A 12,473-nucleotide genomic window follows, 5' to 3' on the forward strand; every position below is an offset into this window, starting at 1 on the left:
GTCGCGCAGGCGCACCTGATACAGTGTAAAAAATAACAGTGAAAGATACACCACAGCGACTTCATGGTCGCAATGCTAGATAGTGGCGCTTCGCTTTTTTGATGTATATCAATTTTTTGTCTAACCCAATGCAGCAAAAAAGCCCCCTTTTCCTGATCAAGAGGCAGCTATGGCATCGCTAGGCCAAATGAGCGACTACGAAATACGCCTAATTCGTATTTTCAAGACGGTCGTCGAGTGCGGCGGCTTTACGGCGGCGGAAACGACACTCGGTATTAGCCGTTCAGCGATTAGCCAGCACATGAATGATTTAGAGGGAAGGCTGGGTTTTTCACTCTGCCAGCGGGGGCGCAGCGGGTTTAGCTTAACAGAGGAAGGTAAAGAGATTTATCAGGCGGGACTCACGCTATTAACGGCCCTGGAAACCTTCAAAAGCGACGTTAACGCCTTACACCAAACGATTAAAGGCGAGCTGAATATTGGCATTACCGACAACCTAGTGACGCTTCCGGCCATGCACGTAACCAACGCACTGGCTGAACTTAGCGCGCCGGAACATGAGGTAACGCTGCATATTCATATGGAGCCTTCCGACGCCGTTATTCGAGGCGTAATGGATGGCCATTTGCACGTCGGCGTAGTACCCGCGGTGAACCTACCCACCAGCTTAGAAACCCGACACCTTTATGATGAGCCTTCCTACCTTTACTGTGCCGCAGGGCACCCGCTGTTTGCGGAACACGATGACACACTCAGCGTTGCAGATATCGCACAACACGCAGCTATTTCACCTCGTTATCCGCTGCCGGTTGAGGCACGCCAAGCCCATGATGCGCTCACGCTACGCGCTTCGGCATCCGACCGCGAAGGTGCTGCCTTTTTGATTTTGACAGGGCGTTTTATTGGCTTTCTACCCGAGCATGTTGCCGAGCAATGGGTAAGCGCAGGCAAAATGCGGGCGTTGCATGTTGCCACGCAGCACTACCGCATTCCGTTTGTGTTGGTCACTCGTCATGACCGCCGCCCTAACCGAGTGGTCGATGCTTTTTTAGGCTTAATTAAAAGTAGCTAATCTAAAAGCCAGGCTTCCGTGCCGAGCTTTAAACATAGCTATTGGCTACCACTACTGATTAACGCTGCTCGGTGACCTCGCTGGCCATTAACGGCGCAGGCCCTGCCTGTGGAGACGATGCCACTACTTGGCTGGCAGCGTAGTAAACAATCGCCCCTAGCGCCGACCCAGTGAACCAACCATAATCGTAGAACCAGTTCATCGTGCCTGTCACCAGTGAGATCAAGGTGAGCAGTACCGGCACCCCAAACGCGACAAAACCGGCCAGGTTCACCGCTGGATAGGCGTGGTTGTCCAGATAAAGGCTCGGCACGTCCAAGCGCTGTTTTTTGATCAAAAAGTAGTCGACCGCCATGATGCCCGCTATGGGGCCGAGCAGGCTGGAGTAACCGAGCAGCCAGTTGGAGTACATCTGCTCGAGTGACACGCCCGGAGGAATCACACCTGCCTTTTGCAGCAGATCGTACCCCATCAGCAAAACGCCCACCGCCCCGGTCATCAGTACACCGCGGGTCTGGTTAATCAGTTTGGGCGCAATATTCTGGAAATCATTGGTTGGCGAAACAATATTCGACGCTGTGTTGGTGGAAATCGTGGCAATGATGATCAGCAGCATCGCCATGACGACCCAAAAGGGGCTATCGATATAGCCAATCAAACGCACCGGATCGGCAACGGTCTGGCCCACCAGCGTCTCAGACGCCGCGGTTAATACCACACCGAGGGCGGCAAAGAAGAACATCGTCAGCGGCAGCCCGATGATTTGGCCAGCAATCTGGTCTTTTTGGCTTTTGGCAAAACGGCTGAAGTCAGGAATATTCAGTGACAGGGTGGCCCAAAACCCCACCATGGCGGTCAAGCCCGCAAAGAAATAACCATAAACGGAAGCTCCCTCAGGGCGCGAAGGCGGCTGCGCCAGCAGCTCGGTCATCGACATATTCGGCCATGCCCATATCATCAACCCAACACCTACTGCCAACAGCAGCGGTGCGGCCAAGGTTTCCAGCCACTTGATTGATTCTGCCCCGCGAATCACCACATACAGGTTCATGGCACCGAACACGAAAAAGCCAATCACTTCCCCCACGCCGCCAAGCGCAGCCCAAGCGGGAATCAACTCAGACAACAGCAAGTGAATCGCCAGCCCACCGAACATGGTCTGAATACCAAACCAGCCACAGCCGACTAATGCCCGCACCAGGCAAGGCACATTGGACCCTAAGATACCGAAGGAGGAACGTAAAACGACGGGAAAGGGAATGCCAAATTTAGTGCCAGGAAAAGCGTTTAAGGTAAGCGGAATCAACACGATGATATTCGCTAATAGAATGGCAAACAGTGCCTCGCCAACGCTCAAGCCAAAGTAGGCGGTCAATACGCCGCCCAGCGTATAGGTGGGAACACAAATCGACATCCCGACCCACAGCGCCGCAATGTTCCACTTGCTCCAGGTGCGCTCGCTGGCCTGGGTAGGCGCAATATCCTCGTTGAAGCGAGGACTATTGCGCACATCCTCACCGACTTGAAGTTCAATCAACCCCTCTCTGTCGATCATCTGGGTTCTTGAGCCAGTCATTTTATTCTCCTCAGCAGCGATATTGCCGATCGCATTCACGGGTTCAGCTCTTGTTACAGCAATAAACATGCCTAAAAACAAAGCATGGCCGTTAACTTATTGAACCAAAAGCTGACTTAAATGGCAGACAGACAATCACTCCCCATTGAATTGTTATTGTTTTAATCAACACACACTAACTCCCCTAAAAAACATAGCTGGTTAAAAAAATAGCGCACCAAAAAGAAACGTTAAATTTCAGATAAACCATGAATAAATATACTAAGCGATTGATTTATAAAATAATAAATAAATCACCATTCATGTGCACGCATTCACCAAATGAGTAAAAGCAATGATAAAAAGCAATAATCCCATATAAAATCAATTAGTTAATAAAAACGAATACCCACAGTAAAAAAACCTTGAAAAGCGACTGCATAAGGGACTATGTTCAAAAAGCTGTCAAATATGACAACTTTACTCATAACAATAATCCGTCGGCATTTAGTCGATATCACTACACGCCAAGCAACCCACGCTAATGGCTCATCCATAGCGGCTCACAAACATTAGCAATACCTGATTACTGCGGACCGTTACTCACCACTAAAAACGAGCCAGCGGTTGGCGCGTAGGATACGAGAGGGCTTTTGTATGCAGAAAATGAAAATCGGCCTGATTCAAATGGGCCTAAAAACCAGTACAGATTTGGAACCGGCGGCGATTCGCGATGCCATGAACGAGGCGCACCTGCCGATGATTCAGCAAGCGGCTGAGCAAGGTGTGCAAGTACTGTGTTTCCAAGAAGTGTTCAACCAACCCTATTTTTGCCCCAGCCAGGATGGCAAATGGTACGCCGCCGCCGAGCGGGTGCCGGAAGGCCCCACCTGCCAAATGATGCAGAAGCTCGCGGCTGAGCACCGCATGGTCATTATCGTGCCCATCTTTGAGGAGACCGAGACCGGCGTTTACTACAACACGGCAGCGGTATTCGACGCCGACGGTAGCTATCTAGGCAAATACCACAAGACACACATTCCCCAAGTCGCTGGCTTTTGGGAAAAATTCTTCTTTAAGCCGGGCCAATCCAACTGGCCGGTGTTCGATACCGCCTACGGCAAGATCGGCGTGTACATCTGCTATGACCGCCACTTCCCTGAAGGCTGGCGAGCACTGGCCCTTAACGGTGCCGAAGTGATCTTCAACCCCTCCGCGACTGTGGCCGGGCTATCCCAATATTTATGGGAGCTTGAACAACCCGCCTCGGCCGCCGCTAACGGCTGCTTCATCGCTGCCATCAACCGCGTAGGCAGCGAAGCGCCTTGGAATATCGGCGACTTTTACGGCTCCAGCTACATCGTTAACCCACGCGGCAAGATCGAAGCCCAGGCCAGCGAAACGGAAGACGAGCTGCTGGTACACGAGATCGATTTAGACATGGTGCGCGAGGTGCGCAACAACTGGCAGTTCTTCCGTGACCGCCGCCCGGAAACCTATACCCGCTTAACCGACGGCGAATAAGCCCCTCAGTCAATTACCCCAGGAGCGAACCATGAGTTTATTGATCAAGGGCGGCACCGTCGTCACCCACGCCGACACCTACCGCGCTGACGTGCTCTGCGTCGATGGAAAAATCCACGCCATTGGCACTGACTTAGAAGTACCCGAGGGCTGCGAGACGGTGGATGCCAGCAACCAGTTGGTAATGCCCGGCGGTATCGATCCCCACACCCATATGCAGATGCCCTTCATGGGCGCGGTGGCCAGCGAAGATTTCTACACTGGCACCGCCGCGGCCATGGCGGGCGGGACCACCACTATTATCGATTTCGTGATTCCCAGCCCCGGCCAGTCGCTGTTGGAAGCCTTTGAGACCTGGCAGGGCTGGGCGGAAAAAGCAGCCACCGACTTCGCTTTCCACGTGGCGATTACCTGGTGGGATGAGAGCGTCAAAGAAGAGATGGGGACGCTGGTGCGGGAGCACGGCGTTAACAGCTTCAAGCACTTCATGGCCTACAAGGGCGCGATCATGGCCACCGACGATATCCTGGTGGAGAGTTTCTCGCGGTGTTTAGAGCTTGGGGCGATCCCCACGGTACACGCGGAAAACGGCGAGCTGGTCTACCACATGCAGCAAAAGCTGCTCGCCCAGGGGATGACCGGGCCGGAAGCACACCCGCTTTCCCGACCGCCCCAGGTGGAAGGCGAAGCCGCGAGCCGGGCGATTCGTATTGCCAGCACCCTGGGTGCTCCCGTTTACTTGGTACACGTATCCACCAAGGATGCAGTAGACGAAATCGCCTACGCGCGTCAGCAGGGCCATCCGGTGTTTGGCGAGTGCTTAGCGGGGCACCTGGTGATCGACGACAGCGTTTATCAGAATCCAGACTGGGCAACGGCGGCGGCCCATGTGATGAGCCCACCCTTCCGCCCCAAAGGCCATCAGGAAGCACTCTGGCACGGCCTACAATCTGGCAATCTGCAAACCACTGCCACCGATCACTGCTGCTTCTGTGAAGAGCAAAAGGCCGCAGGAAAAGACGACTTTACCAAGATCCCTAACGGCACCGCCGGAGTCGAAGACCGTTTGGCCGTGCTGTGGGACGAAGGCGTGAATACCGGCAAGCTCTCGCCTCAGGAGTTCGTCGCCGTCACCTCCACCAACACCGCCAAGATCTTCAACCTCTATCCACGTAAAGGCGCCATTCAAGTGGGCTCCGATGCCGATATCGTGGTGTGGGACCCGAACGGTACGCGCACGATCTCCGCTAAAACCCACCATCAGAACGTCGACTTCAACATCTTCGAGGGCAAAACGGTGCGCGGCATTGCTCGCCACACCATTAGCCAGGGCAAGTGGACATGGCGCGATGGCGAACTGCACGCAGAGCGCGGCGCAGGACGCTACTTGGAGCGCCCCGCCTACCCCGGTGTATTCGAGCTACTCGCCAAACGCGCCGAGCTGAATGCGCCAATGGCCGTTAAGCGCTAACCCCGGCCCTCATCAAGAACAGAGCAATGGAGAAACGACCGTGACCCATTCACTTGATCATCTGCCCAGCGCAAAAGAGGTCGGCACCTACGACCCAGCGTCGCTGGCACATAATTTCAGCGACCTTCATCCACCGCTGACGCCGCGCCAGGCCATCATCGAAAGCCAGCGCTGCCTCTACTGTTATGACGCGCCCTGCGTCGAGGCCTGCCCGTCGGACATTGATATCCCGAGCTTTATTCGCCAAATCAGCGACAGCAACATCAACGGTGCAGCGCAAACCATTCTTGAAGCCAATATCCTGGGCGGCAGTTGCGCACGGGTGTGCCCCACCGAAATTCTCTGCGAGCGCAGCTGCGTGCGTAACCACGACGCCGAGTGTCAGCCTGTATTAATTGGCCTGCTCCAGCGCCACGCTACTGACCATATGCAGTTTGATAGCCACCCCTTTAAGCGCGCCGCCAGCACTGGCCGCCACATCGCCGTAGTAGGTGCCGGGCCTGCCGGGCTCTCCTGCGCCCATCGCCTGGCGATGCTGGGCCACCAAGTAACGATTTTTGAAGCCGAGCAAAAGCCCGGCGGGCTCAACGAGTACGGCATCGCCCGCTACAAAATGACCGATGACTTTGCCCGCAAGGAAGTTGAGTTTTTACTGGAGGTCGGCGGCATTGACCTCCAGTATAGCCAGCGGCTCGGGTATAACCTCGAGCTTTCCACGCTGCATCAGCAGTATGACAGCGTGTTTCTCGGTTTAGGCCTGGGTGCCAGCCGCGCCCTGGGCCTAACCGGCGAAGAGGCGCCGGGTCTGATGCCCGCGGTGGACTACATCAAAACCCTGCGTCAAACCGATGACCTGGGCAGCCTCACCGTGGCCAAACGCTGCATTGTGATTGGTGCAGGCAATACTGCGATCGATATGGCAACGCAAATGGCTCGCCTGGGCGCCACCGAAGTCACGCTGGTCTATCGGCGTGGCATTGAGGCGATGTCCGCCACTGACCACGAGCAGGAGATCGCCAAAGCCAACGGTGTACGCATGGTGACCTGGGCGCAGCCCGATGAAATCTTGCTGGATGACCAGGGCCGCGTCGCGGGCATGCGCTTTGCCAAGACCATTGAGCAAGCGGGCCAATTATCCTCGACGGGCGAAACGATTGAGATTGCCGCCGACGCCATCTTCAAAGCCATAGGCCAACGCTTTGATAACACCAGCCTCGCTGATGCCACCGCCGCCGAGTTAGCCCGGGACGGCGAGCGCATTCATGTCGATGGAAGGTTCCGCACCTCGCTACCCAATGTTTATGCCGGTGGCGACTGTGTGAAACCCGGCCAGGATCTCACCGTACAAGCCGTGCAGCACGGCAAGCTGGCGGCTCACGCCATCCATCAAGCGCTCGCCGCCCAGCAGGAGGCCGCATGAACACCACGCCTTTCAACACCCTCTATTTTCCAGGCAAGAAAAACAGCGGCGACAGCGTGGTGAACGGCGTTGATCTGTCGGTGAATTTTGCCGGTATCAAAGCGCCTAACCCATTCTGGCTAGCCTCTGCACCGCCCACCGATAAAGCCTACAACGTGGTGCGCGCCTATGAAGCGGGCTGGGGCGGCGTGGTTTGGAAAACCCTCGGTGAAGAGCCACCGGCGGTCAACGTCTCCTCACGCTATTCGGCCCACTACGGTAAGAACCGTGAGGTGATCGGCTTTAACAATATCGAGCTGATTACCGACCGTTCGCTGGAGATCAACCTTCAAGAGATCACCCAGGTGAAGAAGGATTGGCCCGACCGTGCGCTAATTGTCTCCATCATGGTGCCCTGTAATGAAGAGGCCTGGGCCTACATTCTGCCGCTGGTGGAAGCTACCGGCGCAGATGGCATTGAGCTCAACTTAGGTTGCCCTCACGGCATGCCGGAGCGTGGCATGGGCGCGGCAGTAGGCCAAAACCCTGACCTGATCGAGAAAGTCACCTACTGGTGTAAAAAGCACTACTCGAAGCCAGTGATTGTAAAACTCACCCCCAACATCACCGATATTCGCGTAGGCGCTCAGGCAGCCTTGCGAGGTGGCGCCGATGCGGTGTCGCTGATTAACACCATCAATTCGATCACCAGTATCGATCTGGACAACATGGTCGCCAAACCCACCGTTGGCCATCAGAGCACCCACGGCGGTTACTGCGGGAGTGCCGTCAAACCTATTGCGATGAATATGGTGGCGGAAATTGCCCGTGATCCGGCCACACCTACACTGCCGATTTCCGGCATTGGCGGCATTTCCACCTGGCGGGATGCGGCGGAATTTATCGCCCTCGGTTCAGGCAGCGTACAGGTGTGCACGGCCGCGATGCTTAACGGCTTTCGCATTGTGGAGGAGATGAAAGATGGCCTCTCCCGCTGGATGGCGGAAAAAGGTTACGACTCAATAGAGGCATTTTCCCGCAAGGCGATCCCGCAAACCACCGACTGGAAGCATCTGGATATCAACTTCAAGACCATCGCCCATATCAACCAGGATTTGTGCATCGAGTGTGGCCGCTGCTATATCGCCTGTGAGGACACGTCCCACCAGTCGATTGCCAAACTCACCGAGCAGGACGGCGCACGCCGCTACGAGGTGATTGAAGAAGAGTGTGTAGGCTGCAACCTATGTCAGATCACCTGCCCAGTGGAGAACTGCATCACCATGGTGCCTCAAGAAACAGGTCAACCCTTTCTGGCCTGGGATAACGACCCACGTAACCCTTTCCGGGTCGCCTCTTAACCACCCACGGTTATCACTGTAACGGCCGCCTCCCTTGAAGGAGGCGGTCGCGTTTTCCGCAACGCATCGTTCCTTATGCTAAACGAGACAACGACACGGCTTGCTGCGATGATGAGAAACTATTGCATATAGAATATTTTCTCATAAAAGGAATAGCTATGACGTCTAAGCTTCTCTCCACAGCACTCTCCACAACACTCGTCGCTACTGCCACCACTACGCTGCTTTTTTCAGCTGTCAGCGCCGCTGCCGACCAGCGTATAGCCACCTTCGATCTAGGCAGCCTGGACACCCTGGATGCGCTTGGCCTTAGCGAGCAGGTGGTGGGCGTGCCAAAAGCCAGCTTGCCGAACTACCTGGAACAGTACGCAGCAGAGACATACACCGATATTGGCGGCCTGCGCTCGCCGGATATGGACGCCATCAGCGAAAGCGAACCTAGCCTGATTCTCTACACCGGTCGCCAGGGCGATTGGGAAGCCGAACTTGGCGACATCGCACCACTGCTTAACACCAGCCTGCAAGGTGACGACTACTTGGCCGCTTTTGACGCCAATGTGCGCGAACTGGCCGGCCGATTAGACGCGGATAGCCAAGCGGAAGAGGCGCTTAAAATCCTGCACGCCGAAATTGGGTCCCAGCGAGAAGCACTTAGTAATGCACCTCAAACGCTGGTGGTGACCCACAACGGCGGTAATCTGATGCTGAATCAGCACCCGGTCGTCCACGACATGCTGGGCGTAGACGCACTCGAAATGCCAGATAGCGTAACGAGCGAAACCCGTGGCACCCGCACCTTTACGCCGCTTTCTGCTGATGCCATTGCCGAAATCAATCCAGACGTGGTGCTGGTGGTTGACCGCAGCGCTGCGATCGGCGATGAACCTGCCGATGCTGACAGCCTAAGCCAAACACTTTCAGACGCCGGTGCCAAAAACGCGCGGGTAGTGATGCTGACACCCGCGCTGTGGTACCTCTCTGGCGGCGGCCTGCAGAGCCTGCGCCTACAGATTGAAGAAGTCGCCGCGGCGCTGAATTAACCCTGGTTAATCCGCATGAATCTTGATCCGGTAGAGCACGCAGTAGACCACCGGCAGTACCACCAGCGTTAACAGCGTGGCAACGCCCAGGCCTCCAATCAGCGCCACTGCCATGCTGGCGAAGAAGGCATCGCTGATCAGCGGAATCATCCCCAGCATGGTGGTCAGCGCCGCCATCGATACCGGACGTACACGGCTCACCGCTGCGCGCACTACCGCATGATAGCGATCCTGATGCAGCGGCAATTGCACGTTGATCTCCTCCACCAGCACGATGGCATTTTTGATCACCATGCCGATCAAGCTCAGCGTGCCCAGCAAGGCCATGAACGAGAACGGCAAGCCGGTGAGCAGCAGCGCGCCGACAACACCGATAATCGTCAACGGTACCAGCGACCAAATCGCCAACGGTTGGCGGAAGTTATTGAACAGCACCACGGTAAGGATGAACATCATCACGATGCCCAGCGGCAGCGAGGAAAACAGCCCGCTTTGCGCTTCGCCAGCGGTCTCGAACTCGCCGCCCCACTCCAGGCGATAGCCGGGGGGCAGCTCCAGCGCTTCTACCTGAGGGCGAATCTCCGCCAATACGCTAGCGGCGGTCACCCCGCTTAACGGGTCCGGCTCACCGTACACGGCCAGCATGCGTTCCCGGTTACGACGCATGATCAGCGGATCCGCGGCCCGGGTGGTGATGTCGCTGATCACTTGGTCGGCGGTGATATAGCGGCCCTGCTCTTCGCTCCAGACATTGAGCGAGCCCAGGTTATCCACATCGTGACGCTGCTCGGGAATCGCTCGCGCCACCATGGGAATCAGGTCGCTGCCATCGCGATAAACGCCTACCTGGCTGCCGCTGGTACTCAGTGCGAGCGTAGCGGCCAGGCCTTCGCGGGTAACACCCAACCGGCGGGCGGTGTCCTCCATGAATACCGGTTCGATCGCCTGTACCCGGTTTCGCCAGCTGGTGCGCACGCTGGTCATGTTGGCCGTCTCGCGGAACATAGCCTCCACCTGATCGCCCAGCTGGCGCAGTACTTCCGGGTCGCTGCCGTAGAAACGCGCTTCCAGCTTGGCTTTCGGCGCGGGGCCCACTTCCAGCGGAGCAATCTTGTAGTCGATATCGCTATGGTCGCGTTCCAGTACCCTTTCAACGTCGGCCATGCGCTCGCGCTGAGTCGCTTTATCGTCGGTTTCGATAATGAGCTGTGCATAGCTGGCGTAGCGGTCTTCCGGCGAGTAAGTGAGGGTAAAACGCTGGGATCCGCCGCCCACGGTGGTGGTGAGATGGCGAATGCCCGGCATCTCCATCACGCTCGTTTCCAACTCGCTAACGCGGCGCTGAGTCTCGAGGATATCGGTGCCTTCCGGCGTGCGGTAATCGACAAAAAAGATGGGGGTGTTCGAGGCCGGAAAGAAGGCATTTTTAACTGAACCAAAACCGAACAACGCGCCCGCCAATATTGCTACCACTAGCACCAACGTCACCCAACGCCAGCGTATGCCGGCAACGATGACACGGCCGACCAGGCGATAAACAACGCCTTTGTAGGGGTCCTCTTGACCATCGCCAGGTGCGATATTGCGAAAAAACAGCTTAAAGTAGAAAGGCGTTAACGTTAGCGCGGTAATCCAGCTCAGCAGCAGCGAATAGAGCAGGACAAAAAACAGCGAACCGATAAATTCACCGGTGGTGTCTGGCGACAGACCGATAGGCGCAAAGGCAGCAATCGCGATCAGCGTGGCGGCCAGCAACGGCCAGGCGTTTTGCCGCACTACCTGATGGGCCGAATCACGAATCGAGCTGCCACGCTTTAGGCCCACCAGCATCCCTTCGGTCACCACGATGGCATTATCGACCAACATACCGAGGGCGATAATCAGCGCCCCAAGGGAGATCTTTTCCAGCTGCAGACCATGAAAGCGCATCAGCATAAAGGTGCCGATAATGGTGATCAGCAGAATAAAGCCCATCAACAGACCGCTGCGCCAGCCCATAAACAGCATCAACACCACGATGACAATGGCCACCGCCTGGATCAGGCTCACCAGAAAGCCGGAGACCGCCTCATCCACGACTTGGGGCTGGTTGTAGACGATATTCAGCTCCATGCCCAGCGGCGTACGGGCTTGAAGTTGATCCAATCGTTGCTGCAGTTGTTCACCGACCGCCACAACATTCACACCGCTTTCAAACGAAACGCCCAACGATATGGCCGGCCTACCCATATCACGATAGAGCTGCTGGGGCTGCTCCGTCAGCTCTCGGCTTACATCGGCAATATCGCTCAGCCGCACCAGTTCACCGTCACCTTCGCTGACGATGAGCGCGCGCAGGTCATCGATATTTGCGGCACTGCCCGTTGGGGTAATACGAAAACGGCGACCATCCTGCTTGAGATGCCCCGCATCGGCCACGGCATTCTGGGTATCCAACAATTGCTGGAGCCGGGTGAGCGGTATATTTAACGCCCGCAGGCGCTCACGGTCGACTTCGATGTAGATGCGCTCTTCATGCTCACCGCCCAGCGAGACTTTCTCGACGCCTTCCACCAGGGTCAGCTCGCGCTTGAGAAAGTCGGCATGATCGGCCAGATCAGGCATGCTGTAGCCTTCGCCGGTCAGGTTGACCATAAAGCCAAAGACATCGCCAAAGTCGTCATTGACGCGGGATCGGCTGGCCCCCGGCGGCAATGCGGCCTGGGCATCCTGCACCTTGCGACGCAGTGAATCCCATAGCTGCTCAAGCTCTTCGTTCTGAACCGTACTCTCCAGCTCAACGGTAATTTGCGAAAGGCCGTCGGAACTCACCGAGCTCACTCGCTTAATCGACGACATCTCTTGAATCGACTCTTCCAGCGTCGAGGTGACTTCCTGCTCGACCTCTTCAGGCGTCGCGCCGGGGTACTGTGTGGTGATGAGGGCATTGCGGATGGTGAATTCGGGGAACTCCAGCTGGCCCATGCCTAAAAATGACAGCGCGCCACCGGCCAGCAGCACTACGGTCATTAAATAACTGGCCGCCCGGTGGCGTAAAAAGTAGTCGACCAT

Annotated in this window: 8 protein-coding genes; 6 read left to right on the forward strand and 2 right to left on the reverse strand. The window is 56.3% G+C overall.

What is annotated here, in order from left to right; all coding sequences use genetic code 11:
* The first annotated feature begins 169 nt into the window (after positions 1-169).
* Entirely contained in the window at positions 170-1,072 is a 903-nt protein-coding gene (locus tag CXF87_RS21205; protein ID WP_101148126.1) for a LysR family transcriptional regulator, read from the forward strand.
* 58 nt (positions 1,073-1,130) lie between these two features.
* Here the strand turns inward: CXF87_RS21205 and CXF87_RS21210 are convergent, their stop codons facing one another.
* Positions 1,131-2,648, reverse strand: coding sequence for an NCS1 family nucleobase:cation symporter-1 (locus CXF87_RS21210; protein WP_101148183.1), 1,518 nt, complete (start codon positions 2,646-2,648; stop codon positions 1,131-1,133).
* 636 nt (positions 2,649-3,284) lie between these two features.
* Here CXF87_RS21210 and CXF87_RS21215 point away from each other — a divergent pair.
* From CXF87_RS21215 to CXF87_RS21235, 5 genes are all read left to right on the forward strand, one after another.
* Positions 3,285-4,151, forward strand: a complete 867-nt coding sequence (locus tag CXF87_RS21215) for a nitrilase-related carbon-nitrogen hydrolase (protein ID WP_101148127.1) — start codon at positions 3,285-3,287, stop codon at positions 4,149-4,151.
* Positions 4,152-4,182: 31 nt separating this feature from the next.
* The gene (hydA, locus tag CXF87_RS21220; RefSeq protein ID WP_101148128.1) at positions 4,183-5,622 is read left to right on the forward strand and encodes a dihydropyrimidinase; all 1,440 of its coding nucleotides are present in this window, start codon (positions 4,183-4,185) and stop codon (positions 5,620-5,622) included.
* 40 nt (positions 5,623-5,662) lie between these two features.
* Positions 5,663-7,042: an NAD(P)-dependent oxidoreductase gene (locus CXF87_RS21225; protein ID WP_101148129.1), complete on the forward strand. Its 1,380-nt coding sequence runs from the start codon at positions 5,663-5,665 to the stop codon at positions 7,040-7,042.
* Positions 7,039-8,382, forward strand: a complete 1,344-nt coding sequence (gene preA / locus CXF87_RS21230; RefSeq protein ID WP_101148130.1) for an NAD-dependent dihydropyrimidine dehydrogenase subunit PreA — start codon at positions 7,039-7,041, stop codon at positions 8,380-8,382. The genes CXF87_RS21225 and preA overlap by 4 nt, the downstream gene beginning before the upstream one ends.
* Before the next feature lie 158 nt (positions 8,383-8,540).
* Positions 8,541-9,422, forward strand: a complete 882-nt coding sequence (locus tag CXF87_RS21235) for an ABC transporter substrate-binding protein (RefSeq protein ID WP_101148131.1) — start codon at positions 8,541-8,543, stop codon at positions 9,420-9,422.
* A gap of 6 nt (positions 9,423-9,428) precedes the next feature.
* Here the strand turns inward: CXF87_RS21235 and CXF87_RS21240 are convergent, their stop codons facing one another.
* Complete coding sequence (locus tag CXF87_RS21240) at positions 9,429-12,473, reverse strand: efflux RND transporter permease subunit (protein ID WP_101148132.1); 3,045 nt, start codon at positions 12,471-12,473, stop codon at positions 9,429-9,431.

The organism is Halomonas sp. MES3-P3E (genome assembly GCF_002836035.1).
GTDB lineage: Bacteria > Pseudomonadota > Gammaproteobacteria > Pseudomonadales > Halomonadaceae > Vreelandella > Vreelandella arctica.